We start from the raw sequence: 18,135 nt of genomic DNA on the forward strand, positions 1-18,135 counted from the left end.
ATACAACATAGAGGGCTGTGTATAGCTAAGCTGAAAAAACTGCACAGCATCAGGCAACGGCACCTGCCAGTCGTTCCTTTTCACCGCGGCCTGCGTGCCGCCTGCATCCAGAGGCCGGAATGACGACCATCACCTGCGCGGCGGCGCTGACCGACACCGATTTTGCCGAGCACCTCGCCCACTTGCGTGGGGCCCTCGAAACGCGCCTTGAGCAACTGTTGCCTGCGGTCGGCCACGAGCGCGACCTGTTGGCCGAAGGCATGCGCCACTGCACGCTGGCGCCGGGCAAGCGTCTGCGTCCGCTGCTGCTGGCGCTGCTGGTCGAAGACCTCGGCGCTTGTCCGCAGGCCGCCTTGCAGGCCGGGTGCGCCATCGAGATGGTGCATGCGGCCTCGTTGGTGCTGGACGACCTGCCGTGCATGGACGACGCCGCGTTGCGTCGCGGACGGCCGACCCTGCATCGGGCTTTTGGCGAAGACGTGGCGATCCTTGCGGCGATTGCCTTGCTGTCGCGCGCCTTCGGCCTGCTGTCGGCGCTGGAAACCCTCAGTCCACGCGTGCGCAACGCCCTGGTGGCGACGCTCTCGGAAACCATCGGCGTGCAGGGCCTGGTCAAAGGTCAGTTGCAGGACCTGCGCGATGGCGCGACGCCGCGCACCGCCGAGCAGATCGCCGAGACCAACCAGCTCAAGACCGGCGTGCTGTTCGGTGCCATCGTCGAGATGGCCTGCCGCATGGCCAATGCCTCGCTTGACGTCAGCCGCGCGCTGCATGCCTTCGCCGAGGAACTCGGGCAGGCGTTCCAGTTGCTGGACGACCTGAAGGATGGCGACAGCGACACCGGCAAGGACTGCCTGAAGGATCAAGGCAAGTCGACGCTCTTTGCCCTGTGCGGCGAAAAGGGCACCCGCCAGCGCCTCGATGCGCACCTGGCCGCGGCCAACCAGTGCCTGGTCCAGGCCGGTCTGGGCGGCGGGCGTATCGCCTCGCTGTTGCAGGCGTCGTTCAGCGATACCCGATCGAACCTTCCAAGCGCAGCGGGTTCTGCTGAACATCAGTCAGTGAATCGCGGAGGTATGCAATGAAATCCCATGATCCCCAACAGTCGCAGGATAAAGTGCCCGATGCCGTGTCTTCGGATCGCCTGCAGAAGGGCGAGCGCAACGAGGGGCCTGCCTTGGAGCGTCCCAACCCTGCCACCGAAACCGTGGACAAGGTGATCACGCCGACTGAGGTCAAGGAACTGGAAAACGACACGCGCGAGATCAATGAACGTTTGCGCGACGTGGAGCCGAAGCTGCGTCCCTGAGCCCACCTTGCGGGCCTGATCGCCAGGCCCCAGCCTGTCTTTCTGGCGGTATCGACTCACGACCCCGCCAACTGCGCCAGATAATCCCCAAATCCCTCCCGTGCCCGGCTGTCCCGACGACTGCTGGTGGCCACGCTGTTGCGCGCAGTCCAGGCGATCTGCGCACCATTGGCTTCCAGCGCGCGCACCAACTGCACGTCCTCATGGGCCGACAACGGCTGGAAACCGCCCGCCCGCCGATAGGCCTGGGCACAGATGCCGAGATTGGCCCCATGAATGTGTCGGTGACCTTCGCGAGCTTCGTAGCGGCTGCGGTACAGGCGGCGCAGCGCGGCGTCCTGCCAAGGCTCCCAGCGGTCCACGTGCACCGTGCCGCAGACGGCCTCGGCCTCGCATTGCAGTTGCCACATCAGCCAATGCGCGGGCACGCGGCTGTCGGCATCGGTGCAGGCCAGCCAGTGGGCGCCGCGCTCGAGCATGGCCTCGGCGCCGGCACGCCGGGCGCAGCCCACGTTGCCCGCGTCCAGGCTCAAGGTGTCGACGCCATGGCGCTCGGCGATGCGCCCGCTGGTGTCGCTGCAGCGATCCAGCACCACCAGGATCTGCACCTCGTGACCCGCCGTCTGCGCCGCGAGTGCGGCGGCCTTCACCGCTTTCAGACAGCGACCCAGGCGTCGGGCCTCATTATGCGCGGGAATGATGACGGCGATCATAGGCAGGTCTCGTCCAGGTCGACCACGCTGGGTTGGCACGACCAGTACTCGAGCAGGAAGTCCGCTTCCTCGTGGCGGAACACGCGGTACAGCGGCAGGTACTCGGCCAGCCGCGCGTGCACTTCGCGGCCATCCTGCGGGCAGCCGGCGATGGGGTGAAGCCAGTGGCAGGCAAGCAGCCCGCCGTCATAGCTCAGGCTGGCCACCGACTGCTCGATGACCTGCCGCCAGGCGCGCGCATCGAGGTAGTAGCCCACTTCGCTGAGCACGATGAGGTCGAAGCTGCCGCCCGGCCAGTCTCCCGGCAGGCGCGCCTGTTCAGCGCTGGCATGGGGCGCATCGGCCAGGCGCGCGCGGGTCAGCTCGACCGCCGTTTGATCGAGGTCCTGGCACAGCAGCCCGGCGCAGCGCTCGGCCAGCAGCGCGCTGAGTTCACCGTTGGCGCAAGCCGGTTCGAAGATCCGTTCGTAGCACTGGCGCGGCAGGCTGGCCATCACCAGGTCGCGCTTGCGCTTCTCGTACCAGCGGGTGCGAAAGGCCCACGGGTCTTCGTTGCGGGCGTACAGGTCGGCGAAATACTCGGCATCGAGGCTCATGGCAGATCCTTCTTCAGAGAAACACCAGTTCAAAGGGTTGCAGCAGGCATTCCAGCAGCTTGGCGGACAGCACCGGCGGACGGTCGTCATCGGCCTGCAACTGGCTGACGTGGGCAGCGATGGCTTGACGCTTGCGCGCCAGGCTGGCGTCGCTCAACTGGATCCGCCGTGCGCGTTGCCACGGCAGGCGCGGGTCATCGGCCTGCGCCCAGTGCCAGGCCCAGACCGGCACCTCGGCCAGCTCCGCACCGCGCGCCTGGGCCGCCTGGGCGCAGGCGCGGCCCACGGCGTCATGGTCGCAGTGGCCGTCCAGGCGCCAAGGACACATCAGCAGGTCGCCCGGCTGCAGCACTTGGCTCAGGTGATTGACCAGGAACGGCTCGTCGCGGGGCAGGGCGCCGTCCTTGAGGTTCAGGCGCCGCCAGTCCAGCTCGCGCAACTGCAGATCGAGCTGCTGCAGGGCATGCTGACTTTCCAGCGGACGCTGGTGGCGCAGGCGTCGCTCGCTCCAGTGCTCGGAGCCCGGATGGCTGCCCTCGCCATCGGTGGCGGAGATCAGGATCAGGTCCGGCTCACGCCCCTGGAAATAGCTGAGCAGACCGCCCGCCATGAGGATCTCATCGTCCGGATGCGGCGCCACCAGGACCAGGCGACGCCCAGGCGGACACAGCTGTTCGGGGGTGATCCACGCGGCGCGGGCCAGGTGGGCGGACTTCTGCCATTCGCTCCAAGGCGTGCCAGCGCTGGCCTGGATAAGGTTCTCGCTCATAGCTGCCAGTCTCCTGCTGGGCGCTGCGCCCGCTGTTGTCCAAGGGCTGCCAGGTCGCGCTCGGCGTGGCTCTGGCGCAGGTACACGGGTAAATCGGCGTTGAGCCGGGCGAAGTGACTGTCGCGGCAGAAGGGCGTGGCGCCCAGTGCGCGCCCGACATGGTGCAGAACCTGCTCGGCCGCCTGCTCGACCTGGGCCCGCGTGCGACGCACCTGATAACTTGCATCGGCCACAGGGTGGGCATCGATCCACGTCGCGCACTCGCGCAGCGCGGTACGTGCCCCGAGCAAGGCGCTGTCCACCGCGCCCAGATGCGCGTGGGCATGGGCATCGGCACGGGGCGTGCGGCAATGTTCGCGCAGGTAATCGGCGATCGCTGCGGCGGCGCCGTACCAGCAGGCGGCGATGCCCGCACCGCCTTGCCAGAAGCCGGGGCGCGACAGGTACTGTCCCGGCTCGCCGACGGCAATGCCAGGGGAGTCGTCGAAGGCCAGGGTCACGCTGGCGGTGGCTGCCATGCCTTGGGCCTGCCAAGAGCCGGTAATCACGCGCTGGCTGGGATGCGACACGTCGATGGCCACCAGTTGCGGCTTCTCGTCTGCAGTCCAGGCGGTGATCAGCCCCCGGTCGATCTGCAAGGCCCCGGAACACCAGGCCTTGGCGCCTTGCAGTCGCACCTGCTCGCCGTCCCGGGCGACGATTCGGGCCCGTGCGTCGGGCGGCTCCGCTGCCCACACGCCCCAGAGGCCATCGCCGGCCAAGTGGGCGACACCGCACTCGGCCAGAATCGCCAAGGCATCGGTATGGCCCTCGTACAGCTTGGCCAGCGCCAGGTCACAACCGCCGATGCGTGCCAGCACTTGCCAGCGTTGCAAGGTCTGGCCTTTGCCGGGCAGGGGCAGCTCATCGAGTGCCTCGGCCTGCAATGCCTGCATCAGATTGGGCAATTCAGGGTCCAGATGCAGGGCCTGGCTGCGCTCACCGAAGGCGCGCAGCAGAGACGCCAGGCGTGTTGAGTCGATGGTTGGATCATTGTTCATGCGGTGGCGTCCATTCCCAGTTGCTTGCGCATGCGCGCGGTGATCGATTGGCGGGTCATGCTCATCTGCGCCCAAGGGTCGTCGAGGTCGGCCAGGCGTTCGTGCAGGTTGACGAGGGTCCACTGGTCAGCGCCTTTGAGCTGCGCCAGTTCCTCGGGCCAGATCGGCACCGACACCGCCAGTCCATCGCGCGCGCGCAAGGAATAGGCGCTGACGGTGGTCGCGCCCTGGGCATTGCGCAGGTAGTCGATGAAGATCCGACCCACCCGATTCTTCGGGCCGGACACGGCCGAAAAGCGCTCGGGGAACAGGTCCGCCATGTGTTGCACCAGGGCATGACTGAACGCCTTTACCTGCTCCCAGGATGCGCGTCGGGTGAGCGGCACCACCAGGTGCATGCCTTTGCCACCGCTGGTCTTGAGGAACACCTTCAGGCCCAGTTCCTCGAGCAAGGTGAGGGTCAGTTGGGTGGCTTCGACCATCGCTTTCCAGGGCAACGCCGGATCCGGGTCCAGGTCGAGCACCAGGCGGTCGGGCTTGTCGAAGTCCCGGGTCGTGGCGTTCCAGGTATGAAATTCCAAGGTGTTCATCTGCACGGCGCCCAGCACGCTGTCGACCCGGTTCAGCACCATGGCAGCCTGACCAGCCTGGGCTTTGTCGAACGTGCGCACGTGAGGCAGGTGCAGTTGCCCGGCATGTTTCTGGAAGAACAGCTCCCCGCTCAGCCCTTCAGGTGCGCGCACCAAGGCTACGGGGCGATCCTTGAGTTGTGGCAGCAGCCATTCGGACACCTGGGCGTAGTACTCCAGAACCTGACGCTTGGTCACGCCGGTGGTTGCATCGATGACGCGGTCCGGGTGAGTCAGGTGCAGATCGCCGAGGGCTTCGGGCTCGGCCTTGCGGCGCTTTGCAGCGGGCTTGGGCATGGGTTGTTCCAGGTCGATGGCAGTGGCTGGCTTGTCGTCGCGCAGCCCGTGGAACACCGCGTGGCGCACGATACCGTCGCGAGTCATCTGGGCGTAGGCGACCTCGGCCAGCAACCGTGGCTTGAGCCAGTGCACGCCGTGGGCCTGGGCACCGCTGGGCGGCTTCGCCAGTGCAGGCTTGGCGCTGTGCAAGGGCTTGAGCTGGGCATGGATGGTTTTCAGGGTGGCGGCGCTGAACCCGGTGCCCACTCGACCGGCGTAGCGCAACTCGCCGCTGTCGGCGTCGTGCAGGGCCAGCAGCAGGGCACCGAAGGCCGTGCGACTGCCCTTGGGGTCGGTGTAGCCGACGATGACGAACTCCTGGCGCCGCGTGCATTTGAGCTTGATCCAGTCGCGGCTGCGCTGGCCGCTGTAGGGGCTGTCGGCACGTTTGCCGATCAGGCCTTCGAGCCCCAGACGACAGGCGCTGTCGAGCAGCGAGTCGAGCGGTTGATCGAAGTCGCCGGAGTAATGCAGCACATCGGATGCATCGTTCGCCAGGAGCTGTTGCAGCGCGTCTCGGCGCTGCGACAGCGGCACCGGGCGCAAGTCCTTGCCGCCCAGGAAGGGCAGGTCGAACAGGTAATAACGAATGGCGTGGTCGTCATCGCGGTCGAAGGCGTTTTGCAGCGCCTGGAAATCCGCGACGTCGTCATCGCCGTTGACCACCACCTCACCGTCGAGCCAGGCGCTGTCCACGGACAGCGCACGCAGGGCGTCCACCAGCCGCGGCATGCGCGCGCTCCAGTCATGGCCGTTGCGGGTGAACAGGCGCACATCCTGGCCGTCGATTCGCGCCAGAATGCGGTAGCCGTCGAATTTCACTTCATAGCGCCAGTCGCCCGCAGGCGGGGCGTCCACCAGCGTGGCCAGTTGTGGTTGCAGTATCCGGGGCAGGCTGGCTTTTTTCGCCCGGGCGGGTGTGGACTTTGCGGTATTGCGCGTGCGCGGCGCCAGGGTGCGATCGCTGACGACGCTGTCGGGTTGGTCCTCGACGATGCTGTAGTCGTCCTCGCTACGGGCGTGATCGTCCTCGGACTTGACCAGCATCCACTGTTCTTTCTTGCCTTCCAGGCGCGTGCGAAAAAGATTCCACGTTCCACCGAGCTTCTCCCCTTGCAGGCGAAAGCGCAGCTTGCCCTTGGCATAGGCCGCCTGCGGATCACCTTCAGGCTGCCACACGCCCCGATCCCAAACGATCACATCGCCGGCGCCGTAATGACCCTCGGGAATGTGCCCTTCGAAGTCGGCGTAATCCAGCGGATGATCTTCAACGTGTACGGCCAGGCGACGCACGCTGGGGTCCAGTGACGGCCCTTTGGGCACCGCCCAGCTCTTGAGTGCACCGTCCAGCTCCAGGCGGAAGTCGTAATGCAGGTGGCTGGCGTCGTGCTTCTGGATGCAGAAATGCAGCGCATGGTCTGCGGCTTGGCGACGGCCCTTGCCAGAGGGCTCGGGCGTGGCCTTGAAATCGCGCTTGCGCTGGTATTCCTGCAGCGGCTTGGCCATGACGCACTCCGGGACGTTCGCGGATCGGTCTCTGGTTGAGGCAGGCCAGGTCGGCAGAGTTCAAAAAACCGACCCGCGCCCCGACCGCTCGCTTCAGCGCAGGAAAATCTGAATTTTCCCGAGCCGCGCAGAGTCGACCGCTTGAACGCACTTGACCGGAGAGCCGTCATGGCCCAAGCAGACGACGAGAAATACCGCCCCCAGGAAATCGACGACACCGAAGACCGCATGGGCAGCATCCGTGAGCTGGACTTCAGCGAGCGCAAGGATGAACGCCGTGGGCGCGTGGGCGACGAACGCCCCGATGCCGAGGCGGAGCAGGATTTCTCCCCAGAGCGGGTCGCCGAGAGCGGCATGAGCGGGGGCGAGGCGCTGACCGAGAGCTTGCACGAGGACAACGTGACCATGGACGACCTGAGCCTGGACACGCTTTACGGCGTTCCGGGTGCCCGTGACGCCCAGGATTCGGCCGAGGATGATGGGCCCGCCGACATGAACCTGCGCGAAGTGGATGCCGATGAGATTGCCGGTGGCAACGGCCTGGACGAAGCCGAACTGGCCCACGTCAAGCCGCTCGACGGCAAGCCGTGGACCGATGACGATTCGAACGCCGATGGAGAGCACCGCCATGAATGAGCAACGTTGCGCCTGTAACCACTGTTCCTGCACGGTTGACGCCAACGCCTTCTCCCACGACGGCAAGGCCTACTGCTGTGAGGCCTGCGCGAGCGGTCACCCGCACGGCGAGCACTGCCGCATGGGTGACTGCGGCTGCGGCGCAGCGACCCAGCCGGACGAAAAGAGCGTCGATAATGCGCTGGACGAAACCTACCCGGCGAGTGACCCGATCTCGCCGTGACGACGTTAGCAACCGTTACGCTCAGCGTAATGAACTGCCGCCGTGCTTGATTGATGCCCCCCACGCCCAGGCCTAAGGTGACTCCACGACAGCGAATCCGTGGAGTCACCTATGACCACAACACAGCATCCACCGCCGCCGCAATGGTCGAGACGGCGCAGCGAAAAGCAGCGCCGTCTCGAACGGGTGCGTCACTTGGCCGAGGGCCGGGTACTGCCCAGCGAGCGGATCGTCGAGGCGCTGGAGTTGCTGATCGCCCCAGGCGACCGCGTGGTGCTCGAAGGCAACAACCAGAAGCAGGCCGACTTCCTCTCCCGCTCGCTGGCCAAGGTCGATCCCGAGCGCCTGCACGACTTGCATATGATCATGCCCAGCGTCAGTCGCGCCGAGCACCTGGATCTGTTCGAGCGGGGCATCGCACGCAAGCTCGATTTCTCCTTCGCCGGACCGCAAAGCCAGCGCATCGGCCAGTTGCTTGAAGACGGGCTGCTCGAAGTCGGCGCTATCCACACCTACATCGAGCTCTATTCGCGCCTGCTGGTGGACCTGATCCCCAACGTGACCTTGGTGGCGGGTTTCTGCGCCGACCGGGACGGCAATCTCTACACCGGCCCGAGCACCGAAGACACGCCGGCACTGGTCGAGCCCACCGCGTTCAGCGACGGCATCGTCATCGCGCAGGTCAACCAGCTGGTCGACCGGGTGGACGACCTGCCGAGGGTGGACATTCCGGCGTCCTGGATCGATTTCGTGGTGGTCGCCGACCAGCCGTTCTACATCGAACCGCTGTTCACCCGCGACCCACGGCATATCAAGCCAGTGCACGTGCTGATGGCGATGATGGCGATTCGCGGGATCTATGAACGTCATCAGGTGCAGTCGCTGAACCATGGCATCGGCTTCAATACCGCCGCCATCGAGCTGATCCTGCCGACCTACGGCGAGTCGCTCGGCCTCAAAGGCAAGATCTGCCGCAACTGGACACTCAACCCACACCCCACCTTGATTCCCGCCATCGAGACCGGTTGGGTGCAGAGCGTGCACTGCTTCGGCACCGAACTGGGCATGGAGGACTACATCGCCCAGCGCCCGGACGTGTTCTTCACCGGCCGTGACGGCTCCATGCGCTCCAATCGCCTGATGTGCCAACTGGCCGGGCAGTACGCGGTGGACCTGTTCATCGGCGCCACCTTGCAAGTGGATGGCGACGGTCATTCCTCCACCGTCACGCGGGGCCGCCTGGCGGGCTTTGGCGGTGCGCCGAACATGGGCCACGACCCGCGCGGACGCCGCCATGCCACCCCCGCGTGGCTGGACATGACCGTGCCGGACACCCTGCTCGAACGCGGGCGCAAGCTGGTGGTGCAGATGGTCGAGACCTACCAGGAAGGCGGCAAGCCGACCTTCGTCGAGACCCTCGATGCGGTGGCGGTGGCGAAAAAAGCCGGCATGCCGCTGGCGCCGGTGATGATCTATGGCGACGACGTCACCCACCTGCTCACCGAGGAAGGCATCGCTTACCTGTACAAGGCGCGCAGCCTCGAAGAGCGCCAGCAGATGATCGCGGCGGTGGCCGGCGTCACGGCCATCGGCCTGCGTCATGACCCCAAGGACACCGAGCGCCTGCGCCGCGAAGGGTTGGTGGCCTTGCCCGAGGACCTGGGCATTCGCCGCACCGACGCCAGCCGCGAGCTGCTGGCCGCGCGCAGCATCGCCGACTTGGTGGACTGGTCTGGTGGCCTCTACAACCCGCCCGCACGTTTCAGGAGCTGGTGATGAAAGCGAACATGCTTGCCCCTTTGAGCCTGGCGGAGCGCCTGGCGGACCTGGCGGTGGACGCGCTGATCGACGAGGCCGAGCTGTCGCCCAAGCCCGGTCTGGTGGACCGTCGCGGCAGCGGTGCGCATGGCGACATGAACCTGGCGCTGATGCAGGCCTCGGCGCTGTCGCTGTGGCCGTGCCTGCGGCAGATGGCCGAGGCCGCGCAACGGTTTGGCCACATCGCCACGCCATTGCGCGCCGAACTGGGGCGTCTGGGGCGTGAAGGCGAAGCGGCGATGTTGGTCACCACGGCGGGGGTGAACACCCACCGTGGCGCAATCTGGGCGTTGGGGCTGCTGGTGGCGGCGTGGGCCCTGGACCCGGCCGACAGCGACCCGCTGAGTGTGACGGCGCGGGCAGGGCGCTTGGCGCTGATCGAGGATCCTGCCGCGCCGATCGCGGACAGCCATGGCCTGCACGTGCGCCGCCGCTACGGTGTCGGCGGTGCCCGCGAGCAGGCTCAGCAGGGCTTCCCGGCGATCATCGGACATGGCTTGCCGCAACTGCTGCGCAGCCGCGCCGCCGGCGTCGGCGAGACCCCTGCGCGGCTGGATGCCTTGCTGGCGATCATGGCCGCGCTCAGCGACACCTGCGTGTTGTGGCGTGCCGGCGAGCAAGGCCTGGCAGTCCTGCAGCAGGGCGCCCGGGCCGTGCTGGAGGCCGGTGGCAGTGCCAGCCTGGCCGGCCGTCGCCACCTGCGCGCGTTGGATGCGCGCCTGCTGCACCTCAATGCCTCTGCGGGCGGGGCCGCCGATTTGCTGGCCGCCTGCCTGTTCCTCGACAAAGCCGGGAGCCTGTGACATGCAAACCCTGACCTTCGAATTTCCCGCCGCGCAGCCGGGCCGGGGCCGCGCCCTGGTCGGCTGCGTCAGCTCGGGCGACCTGGAAGTCTTGATCGAGCCGGGCCAGCCGGGCCGTCTGCAGATCCAGGTGCTGACCTCGGTCGATGGCAGCCAGGCGCGCTGGAGCCAGTTGTTCGACCGCCTGTTCCAGGGCCGCGCCTGGCCTGCGCTGAACATCGACATCCATGACTTCGGTGCCACCCCCGGCGTGGTGCGCCTGCGCCTGGAACAAGGCTTCGAGGAGATCGACCATGACTGACCGCGAACACCTGCTGCGCAGCCGCAGCTTCGTTGAACTGGGCGCGCGCCAGCGCGCTGGCGCCGTGCTCGATCCGGGGAGCCTGCGCGAACTGCTCGGCCCGTTCGAGCGCCTGATGTCGCCCTGGCTGCCGTTGCAGGGCATCGTGCCGCAGGCCGATGACGGGGTGGTCATCGCCAAAGGCCTGCTCAATCAGCGCCCCGCCGTGGTGGCCGCCATCGAAGGCGGGTTCCAGGGCGGCAGCATGGGCGAGGTGGGCGGTGCGAAGATCGCCGCGGCGCTGGAGTTGGCCGTGGAAGACAACCGCCAGGGCATCCCGACCTGCGCCGTGCTGCTGCTGGAGACCGGTGGCGTGCGCTTGCAGGAGGCCAACCTGGGCCTGGCGGCGATCGCCGAGATCCAGGCCGCGATCGTCGCGCTGCGCGCGCATCAGCCGGTGATCGGCGTCATCGCCGGATCCGTCGGCTGCTTTGGCGGCATGTCCATCGCCGCCGGACTGTGCAGCCATCTGCTGGTGACCCGCGAGGCGCGCCTGGGGCTCAACGGGCCGCAGGTGATCGAGCAGGAGGCCGGTATCGGCGAATACGATTCGCGCGACCGACCGTTCATCTGGAGCCTGACCGGGGGTGAGCAGCGCCATGCCAGCGGTCTGGCCGATGCCTATGTGGCCGATGACGTGGACCTTATCCGTGAGCAGGTACTGCGCCTGCTCGAACAACCCAGCGCCCGGCGTGCCAGCCGGCATGCCGAGTTCCTTGAGCGTCTGGCCCGCTTGGGGAGCGATTGCCCGCAAATGGACGCCGCCGCCGTGCGTACCCTGTATCGAGGAGAAGCCTGATGAACCGTGCCCAGAAGTGGTTGCAGCACCTGGCTGAAGGTCAGCCGCTGGCGGGTTTGCCAGCATCGGTGCAGGTGATCGACGCCGAGCTGGACAATCGCCCGGCGCGCTTCATCGCGGTGGTCCCCGATGCGCACAATCCCTTTCCCCGCGCCCGCAATGGCGAGGTGGGCCTGCTCGAAGGCTGGGGTCTGGCCAAGGCGGTGGATGACGCGGTGCAGGCCGATCGTGACGGCGATAAGCGCGTGCTGGTGGCACTGATCGACGTGCCGAGCCAGGCCTATGGTCGGCGCGAGGAAGCCTTGGGCATTCATCAGGCCTTGGCCGGCGCGGTCGAGGCCTATGCCCAGGCCCGCCTGGCCGGTCATCCGGTGATCGGGCTGCTGGTGGGCAAGGCCATGTCCGGCGCGTTTCTGGCCCATGGTTATCAGGCCCAGCGCCTGATCGCGCTGGACGACGAGGGGGTGATGGTGCACGCCATGGGCAAGGCCGCCGCCGCGCGGATCACCCTGCGCAGCGTCGAGGCGCTCGAGGCGCTGGCCGCCGAGGTGCCACCGATGGCCTATGACCTGGACAGCTATGCCTCGCTGGGCTTGCTGCATCAGCGGGTGAGCGTGACCAGCGCCGAGGCGCCGACAGCCCAGGACGTGGCGCGGGTGCGTGACGTGCTGATCGAGGCGGTACGCGACATTGGCACGTGCACCGACTTGAGCGTGCGTCTGCAAGGACAGCACCGCAGCGCCTCGCGCGCGGTGCGTCAGCGTCTACGGGCGCAGTGGCAGGAGGCCTGATATGAATGCCGTGCGCCCCCACGACCTGCTCTGGGGCATGACCCCGGACCTGCTGCCCGCTGAGGCGCCAGCGTGGGCGCGGCAGGCGCTGGCAGCCGGTGAGCCGGTGGTGGTGCGCCGCGCGCTGGAGGCGGCGGGCTGGGTGGCGGTCGGTCTGCGCGGGCGCTCACGGGCGCAGCGCTTTGCCGCACGCATGCCGCTGGCGCAGGTCGTGCGCCGGATCGCCCCCGAGCGCCTGCGCTGGCAGGGCGACACCGATCTACCCGCATTGCAGGCGGTGGCGCAGGTCGCCGCTGTCCTCGACTCGCAGGGGTGGTGCTGGGGGCCAACCGGCAGTGTCGGCTTCCAGTTGGCCAGCGGTATCGAGGTGGTGCACGCCGACAGCGATCTGGATGTGCTGCTGCACGCACCGCAGCGGCTGTCGTGTGAACGGGCGTGTGACTTGCTGGGTGCGCTGGAGGCAGTGGCGTGCCGGATCGATGTGCAGCTCGAAACCCCGCAGGGGGCTGTCGCGCTGCGCGAATGGGCCAGCGGTGCCCGCCAGGTGCTCTTGAAAGCGGCTTCGGGAGCGCGATTGGTGAGCGATCCCTGGTCGCTTGAGGAGGTGGCCGCATGAGCAGTCTGTTCGCCTTCCCCGGCCAAGGCGCCCAGCAGCCCGGCATGCTGCATCATTTACCCGAAGGCAGCCGCGACGTGCTGGAGGCGGCCAGCGAGGTGCTTGGCGAACAGGTACTGGCGCTTGACAGCGCCGAGGCCTTGCAGCACACCCGCGCGGTGCAGCTGTGTTTGCTGCTGACCGGGGTGGCCTGGGCGCGCTGGCTGTTGCGTCGCAGCCCAGCGCCGGCCTGCGTGGCCGGCTTGTCGATTGGCGCTTATGCAGCGGCAGTCACGGCCGAGGCGTTGAAGCTGGAGGACGCGGTGCGCCTGGTGTCGCTGCGCGGCGACCTGATGCAACGGGCATACCCCAGCGGTTACGGCATGACCGCCCTCAGTGGCCTGGAGCAGGCCACGCTTGAGCGCGTGTTGGCCGAGGTTGGCGGTGAGGTCTACCTGGCCAACGTCAACAGCGACAACCAACTGGTGATAGCCGGCAGCGATGCCGCCATGGGCGCGGTGGTCGCCCGTGTGCGCTCGCTGGGGCAGGGCGTGGCCCGCCGTCTGGCGGTCAGCGTGCCGTCGCACTGTGCATTGCTGCAGGCCCCCGCTGCGACCCTGGCACAGGCCTTCGCCGAAGTCACGCTGCAGCGCCCACGCCTCACCTACCTGAGCGGCAGCAGCGCGCGGGCGCTGTTCGACCCGCAACGCCTGCGCGAAGACCTGGCCTATAACATGGCGCGCCGGGTCGATTGGCGCGCCACCTTGCGCAGCGCCTGGGAGCGCGGCGTGCGGCTGCACCTGGAGCTGCCTCCGGGCAGCGTGCTCAGCGGCTTGGCGCGGCGGGTGTTCGACGCCGGCAAGGTGCTGAGCGTCGAATCGACCCGTGCGGATACGCTGGAGGCGCTGTTGCGCCAGGAGGTGGCTCACACCCGATGACTGCGCTGGCGCTCGAAGGACAACAACAAACAACTTCGATACAACCTGAGGACAACAATAATGATCATCTATGGTGTGGCTCTGCTGGCGGTCTGCACGCTGGCCGGCGTCATCGTCGGCGACTTCCTGGGCGTGCTGCTGGGCGTCAAATCCAATGTGGGCGGGGTCGGCATCGCCATGATCCTGCTGATCTGCGCGCGGCTGTACATGCACCGCAACGGGGGCATGAGCAAGGAGTGCGAGTTCGGCGTCGGTTTCTGGGGCGCGATGTACATCCCGGTGGTGGTGGCCATGGCGGCGCAGCAGAACGTGGTGACCGCACTGCATGGCGGGCCAGTGGCGCTGGTGGCGGCGGTGGGCGCGGTGCTGGTGTGCGGCGCGACCATCGCGCTGATCAGCCGCAGCCACCGTGGCGAGCCGTTGCCGGCGCTCGAAGCGCCAGTACCTGCGCAGACGGCTGTGGCGGGAGGGCGCTGAGATGTGGTCGATCATTGAGAAAGCGTTGGCGCACAACGACCTGATCACGGCGTTTGCCGTGGTCGGGGCGGTGATGTGGGTGTCGGTCATGCTCTCCAAGTACCTGACGTTTGGCCGGGTGCACGGGTCGGCGATCGCCATCGTCATCGGCCTGGTCCTGGCTTGGGTGGGTGGCACCTTGACCGGCGGGCAGAAGGGCCTGGCCGATCTGACCTTGTTCTCGGGCATTGGCTTGATGGGTGGGGCGATGCTGCGCGATTTCGCCATCGTCGCGACGGCATTCGAGGTCCAGGCGACCGAAGCGCGCAAGGCCGGGGTGATCGGCGCGGTGGCCTTGCTGCTGGGAACGGTGCTGCCGTTCATCGTCGGGGTGGTCGTGGCCTGGAGTTTTGGTTATCGCGACGCCGTGAGCTTGACGACCATTGGCGCGGGGGCGGTGACCTATATCGTCGGGCCGGTGACGGGGGCGGCGTTGGGGGCCAGTTCCGAGGTGATGGCGTTGTCGATTGCCACTGGGTTGATCAAGGCGATTCTGGTCATGGTGTTCACGCCGGTTTCGGCGCGGGTGCTGGCCTTGGATAACCCGCGTTCGGCGATGGTGTTTGGGGGGCTGGCGGGGACGGTTTCGGGGGTGACGGCGGGGTTGGCGGCGACTGATCGGCGGTTGGTGCCCTATGGGGCTTTGACGGCGACCTTTCATACGGGGTTGGGGTGTTTGATGGGGCCTTCGGTTTTGTATTTTTGTGTGCGGGGGTTGTGGGGTGAGGGGTGGGTTTTGGGGTTTTGGGGAGATGTGATTATCCGGATTTTGGGGTGCGGCTGATTCACCTTTTCGCCCTTACGGCGACCCCCTTTTTTTCTTGGAAAAAAGGGGGGCAAAAACCGCTTGCTCCCGCATCCGGCCCCTTCGCTGCGCTGCGGGGTTCCCTCGCGCCGGTGGCACTCCGGGGGTACCGCGCTTAGGGGCCATCCATGGCCCCAAGCGCTTGACGGGCATCCATGCCCGTCAACCCCCTCCATGCCACCTCTGCTCGGCCTCCTGAGGTCGCGATGGGCGGCGTCTGAACTGGCGCGCGCTTAGAAGCAGAGCGGTGGGGCAGATGTTCGGGAGCGCTGCGCGCTCAAATCGCCGTTGCCGTTGCCGTTGCCGTTGCCGTTGCCGTTGCTTTTGATCTTAGTGCGCGGTAGCTCAGCCACCGCCAACCGCGACCTCAGGAGGCCGAGCAGAGGCGTTGCGCAGGGAGGTGACGGGCATGGATGCCCGTCAAGCGCTTGGGGCCAGGACGGCCCCTAAGCGCGGTCCTCCCGGAGCGACGCCGGCGCGAGGGAACCCCTGCGCGCAGCGCAGGGGCCGTATGCGGGAGCAAGCGGTTTTTGCCCCTCTTTTTTCCAAGAAAAAAAGAGGGTCGCCGTAAGGGCGAAAAGGTGACTAAGCATCACCCCAAAATCCGGATAATCACCCAATCACCCAATCACCCAATCCCCCAACAAGTCAAATATAAATAAACACCAAAACCAACCCAGCCACCACCGCCCACTTCTCCAGGTAATACCTCGTCCGATTCCGCTTCTTCAGCGCCTTCCCCCGCTCCCGAATCCTGTAAATCCGAGTAAAGAGCCGGTTGATCCCCCCAGTCTTGTCATTCGCATCATTAGGCGCCGCCGCCGCCGCCATGACATTACGACTGAACCACCGGTTGAACGCTCCTGCCCAGCGATACTTCAGAGGCCGCTCCACATCACAGAACAGAATGATCCGATTCTGTTCGGTGGTATTGGCCGCATAGTGGATATAGGTCTCGTCGAACACCACCGCCTCACCATCGCGCCAGGAATACTTCTCCCCGTCGACGTCGATGTAACAGCCATCGTCGTTAGGCGTTTGCAGCCCCAGGTGATAACGGTACGACCCCGCATAAGGATCGCGATGACGCACCAGCTTGGCCCCAGGGGGCAGGGTGGCGAACATCGCTGCCTTCACCGTGCCGATGCCTTGCAGCAACTCGGTAGTACGCGGGCACAGACTCATCGCCGACGGATGACTTTCGCCATACCACTTCAAGTAAAAGCGCTTCCAGCCCGTCTTGAAGAACGAATTGAAGCCAACATCGTCATAGTTATCGGACTTCTTGATCTCCCCCGCCTGCAGCAGTTGCACCGCCTCTTCACGGATTTCCTGCCAGTGGTCCTTCAACGGTTGCAGTTCCGGGAACGACTCGACCGGCAAATAGGGCTTGGCTGGTAGCTTGGAGAACAGGTAGAGGAAGCTGTTCACCGGCGCCAGGAAGCTGGAGTGATCGCCCAACTGACGGGTCAGCTTGTGACGGACCCGGCCGCGCAAGTGAACATAGGCGATCGAGAGGACGAAGATCAGTACGAGAGCAATTTTCATGGACGGTTACTTGTCGAATAAAAATGGCCATGCGCCATGGCCGTAGCCTGCCAGCATAAACAATCGTGCAGACGGTTTGTACCTATTGTTGCTGCGTGACGTGGCTGCCTGGCACGATTCGCCACTGTCAGCGCAAACGATTCAACCTCGCGCGTTTCTCCCTGTTAGTCAGCCGAAGCGCTTCGAGCCAGGAGGCCAGTTCCAATGATTCAGGATGTCCGGTCGGGGGGCGAGCCCTTCAAACGACTGTTTTTCGCATTCTCCTTGGCTGAGCCGCAACGCCGTGCCATAGCCCAATGGCGGCGTGCGCTCGGACTGCGGGCCGGTAAACCGGTGCCCGTTGAGAACTTCCATGTCACGCTGCTGTTTTTGGGCGATGTACCGGCCGCCCAGGTGCCGGCGCTGTGCGCGGTGGTCGACGGTCTGAAACGCCCGGCAGCGCCTGTGCGTCTACTGCTCGACCGCCTCCACACCTGGCGACGCCCAAGCGTGCTGGTACTCGAGCCGAGTGACACGCCCGTTGCACTGCGCCAATGGGTCTACGCCCTGCACCAGGCATTGCTGCCGCTGGGCATCGCCGACCAAGCCCGCGATTACCGTGCGCACCTGACCCTTTCCCGCGACTACCCAGGCGAGCCGCCCGAAGCAGGCGTCGCGCCCGACTTCCACCTCAATGTCCGCCAGTTCGGCTTGTACGAGTCGCGCAAAGGGCGCTATCTGCCACTGGCCGAATGGCCGCTGAGCGGCGCTTGAGCCCCGAGGTCGAACAGCGAGCGACCCAACTGATGGGCCTGCTGCTGATGCCGCGCGGCCTCGGGGCCTTCACTGTCATCGAGCAGCAGCGAAGTCGAGACCTGCGCGCCGCACCAGTCGAAGATGCCGTGCTCGATTTGCGTGCGCATGGCGCGGTCATAGCCGTGCCGCGCGAACAGGCCCTGATCGGCGCCACCGAGGGCGAGCAGATGCACGTTGAGGTGCCCGAGTCGCTTGGTGGTTCTGCCCTCGGCATCGTAGTCGAAGGCCCAGCCGTTGCTGAACACACGGTCGATCCAGCCCTTGAGCAAGGCCGGAAACGACCACCAGTAGACCGGGTACACCAGTACCAAGGCGTCCGCGCCTTCGATGCGCCGTTGCTCGGCGACCACTGCAGCGCTGGGTGGGCCCAGGCGACGATGTACGGCCAGGTCGGCGGGGGTGAAACGAGGATCGAAGCGTTCGGCGGCGAGATCGGCGATCTCGCTGCTGTGACCTGCGTAGGTCAGGCCCTCGGCGACCTGTCGGGCGAGGGTGTGGGTCAGCGCGTCGGGTTCTGGATGAGCGACGACGATCAGAGCGTGCATGGCAGTATTCCTGAACGGATGAAGAACGAGGGCGAGTGCGGTACACTCGGTAAGTTACGATTGGTAAGTTACTTTTGGTAGG

At 66.4% G+C, this 18,135-nt stretch carries 21 protein-coding genes and 1 pseudogene; 14 read left to right on the forward strand and 8 right to left on the reverse strand.

What is annotated here, in order from left to right; translation table 11 throughout:
* Positions 1 to 119 precede the first annotated feature (119 nt).
* Together NJ69_RS06710 and NJ69_RS06715 are read left to right on the forward strand one after the other, a co-directional pair.
* The gene (locus NJ69_RS06710) at positions 120 to 1,085 is read left to right on the forward strand and encodes a polyprenyl synthetase family protein (protein WP_080754725.1); all 966 of its coding nucleotides are present in this window, start codon (positions 120 to 122) and stop codon (positions 1,083 to 1,085) included.
* On the forward strand, positions 1,082 to 1,309 hold the full coding sequence (locus NJ69_RS06715) for a hypothetical protein (RefSeq protein ID WP_039577358.1): 228 nt from the start codon (positions 1,082 to 1,084) through the stop codon (positions 1,307 to 1,309). The genes NJ69_RS06710 and NJ69_RS06715 overlap by 4 nt, the downstream gene beginning before the upstream one ends.
* Before the next feature lie 56 nt (positions 1,310 to 1,365).
* On the opposite strand, the gene NJ69_RS06720 is transcribed toward NJ69_RS06715, so the two are convergent.
* From NJ69_RS06720 to ligD, 5 genes are read right to left on the reverse strand one after another with little or no spacing between them, the layout of a single operon-like run.
* Positions 1,366 to 2,022, reverse strand: coding sequence for a glycosyltransferase (locus tag NJ69_RS06720; protein WP_039577362.1), 657 nt, complete (start codon positions 2,020 to 2,022; stop codon positions 1,366 to 1,368).
* Entirely contained in the window at positions 2,019 to 2,618 is a 600-nt protein-coding gene (locus NJ69_RS06725) for a class I SAM-dependent methyltransferase (RefSeq protein WP_039577365.1), read from the reverse strand. The genes NJ69_RS06720 and NJ69_RS06725 overlap by 4 nt, the downstream gene beginning before the upstream one ends.
* A gap of 13 nt (positions 2,619 to 2,631) precedes the next feature.
* Positions 2,632 to 3,387: a PIG-L deacetylase family protein gene (locus NJ69_RS06730; RefSeq protein ID WP_039577368.1), complete on the reverse strand. Its 756-nt coding sequence runs from the start codon at positions 3,385 to 3,387 to the stop codon at positions 2,632 to 2,634.
* Entirely contained in the window at positions 3,384 to 4,427 is a 1,044-nt protein-coding gene (locus tag NJ69_RS06735; protein ID WP_039577371.1) for an acyl-CoA/acyl-ACP dehydrogenase, read from the reverse strand. The genes NJ69_RS06730 and NJ69_RS06735 overlap by 4 nt, the downstream gene beginning before the upstream one ends.
* Positions 4,424 to 6,901, reverse strand: coding sequence for a DNA ligase D (gene ligD, locus NJ69_RS06740; RefSeq protein WP_039577374.1), 2,478 nt, complete (start codon positions 6,899 to 6,901; stop codon positions 4,424 to 4,426). The genes NJ69_RS06735 and ligD overlap by 4 nt, the downstream gene beginning before the upstream one ends.
* Positions 6,902 to 7,069: 168 nt before the next feature.
* Here ligD and NJ69_RS06745 point away from each other — a divergent pair, with 168 nt between their 5' ends.
* The 11 genes and pseudogenes from NJ69_RS06745 to madM form a co-directional block, all read left to right on the forward strand.
* A complete protein-coding gene (locus tag NJ69_RS06745) occupies positions 7,070 to 7,537 on the forward strand; it encodes a hypothetical protein (protein WP_039577376.1) in 468 nt (155 codons plus the stop codon).
* Positions 7,530 to 7,760, forward strand: a complete 231-nt coding sequence (locus tag NJ69_RS06750; RefSeq protein ID WP_029612109.1) for a metallothionein — start codon at positions 7,530 to 7,532, stop codon at positions 7,758 to 7,760. The genes NJ69_RS06745 and NJ69_RS06750 overlap by 8 nt, the downstream gene beginning before the upstream one ends.
* A 111-nt stretch (positions 7,761 to 7,871) precedes the next feature.
* Complete coding sequence (gene mdcA, locus NJ69_RS06755; protein WP_039577382.1) at positions 7,872 to 9,536, forward strand: malonate decarboxylase subunit alpha; 1,665 nt, start codon at positions 7,872 to 7,874, stop codon at positions 9,534 to 9,536.
* Positions 9,536 to 10,381, forward strand: coding sequence for a triphosphoribosyl-dephospho-CoA synthase (locus tag NJ69_RS06760; protein ID WP_039577384.1), 846 nt, complete (start codon positions 9,536 to 9,538; stop codon positions 10,379 to 10,381). Before mdcA ends, NJ69_RS06760 begins: the two co-directional genes overlap by 1 nt.
* A gap of 1 nt (position 10,382) precedes the next feature.
* Positions 10,383 to 10,682 (forward strand): malonate decarboxylase subunit delta, encoded by a 300-nt coding sequence (locus NJ69_RS06765; RefSeq protein ID WP_039577386.1) that lies wholly within the window; start codon positions 10,383 to 10,385, stop codon positions 10,680 to 10,682.
* Positions 10,675 to 11,520: a biotin-independent malonate decarboxylase subunit beta gene (locus NJ69_RS06770; RefSeq protein WP_039577389.1), complete on the forward strand. Its 846-nt coding sequence runs from the start codon at positions 10,675 to 10,677 to the stop codon at positions 11,518 to 11,520. The genes NJ69_RS06765 and NJ69_RS06770 overlap by 8 nt, the downstream gene beginning before the upstream one ends.
* Complete coding sequence (gene mdcE, locus NJ69_RS06775) at positions 11,520 to 12,311, forward strand: biotin-independent malonate decarboxylase subunit gamma (RefSeq protein WP_039577391.1); 792 nt, start codon at positions 11,520 to 11,522, stop codon at positions 12,309 to 12,311. Before NJ69_RS06770 ends, mdcE begins: the two co-directional genes overlap by 1 nt.
* Position 12,312: 1 nt before the next feature.
* Entirely contained in the window at positions 12,313 to 12,927 is a 615-nt protein-coding gene (locus tag NJ69_RS06780; RefSeq protein ID WP_039577394.1) for a malonate decarboxylase holo-ACP synthase, read from the forward strand.
* Complete coding sequence (gene mdcH, locus NJ69_RS06785) at positions 12,924 to 13,844, forward strand: malonate decarboxylase subunit epsilon (RefSeq protein WP_039577398.1); 921 nt, start codon at positions 12,924 to 12,926, stop codon at positions 13,842 to 13,844. Before NJ69_RS06780 ends, mdcH begins: the two co-directional genes overlap by 4 nt.
* Positions 13,845 to 13,904: 60 nt before the next feature.
* Positions 13,905 to 14,321: a malonate transporter subunit MadL gene (gene madL, locus NJ69_RS06790; RefSeq protein WP_039577401.1), complete on the forward strand. Its 417-nt coding sequence runs from the start codon at positions 13,905 to 13,907 to the stop codon at positions 14,319 to 14,321.
* A gap of 1 nt (position 14,322) precedes the next feature.
* Positions 14,323 to 15,084 (forward strand): annotated as a pseudogene (gene madM, locus NJ69_RS06795) (malonate transporter subunit MadM); the annotation flags it as partial.
* A gap of 729 nt (positions 15,085 to 15,813) precedes the next feature.
* Here madM and lpxO read toward each other — a convergent pair.
* A complete protein-coding gene (lpxO, locus tag NJ69_RS06800) occupies positions 15,814 to 16,713 on the reverse strand; it encodes a lipid A hydroxylase LpxO (protein ID WP_029614357.1) in 900 nt (299 codons plus the stop codon).
* A gap of 168 nt (positions 16,714 to 16,881) precedes the next feature.
* A complete protein-coding gene (locus NJ69_RS22865; RefSeq protein ID WP_240327032.1) occupies positions 16,882 to 17,067 on the reverse strand; it encodes a hypothetical protein in 186 nt (61 codons plus the stop codon).
* Here NJ69_RS22865 and thpR point away from each other — a divergent pair.
* Positions 16,978 to 17,466 carry an RNA 2',3'-cyclic phosphodiesterase gene (thpR, locus tag NJ69_RS06805; RefSeq protein ID WP_240327007.1) on the forward strand — a complete coding sequence of 163 codons (489 nt, stop codon included), beginning with the start codon at positions 16,978 to 16,980 and terminating at the stop codon, positions 17,464 to 17,466. The genes NJ69_RS22865 and thpR overlap by 90 nt on opposite strands.
* Here thpR and NJ69_RS06810 read toward each other — a convergent pair.
* On the reverse strand, positions 17,427 to 18,053 hold the full coding sequence (locus NJ69_RS06810) for an NAD(P)H-dependent oxidoreductase (protein ID WP_029614358.1): 627 nt from the start codon (positions 18,051 to 18,053) through the stop codon (positions 17,427 to 17,429). The two genes, thpR and NJ69_RS06810, sit on opposite strands and share 40 nt — an antisense overlap.
* Positions 18,054 to 18,135: the final 82 nt, after the last annotated feature.

It is taken from the genome of Pseudomonas parafulva (genome assembly GCF_000800255.1).
In the GTDB taxonomy this organism is placed as follows: Bacteria; Pseudomonadota; Gammaproteobacteria; order Pseudomonadales; family Pseudomonadaceae; genus Aquipseudomonas; species Aquipseudomonas boreofloridensis.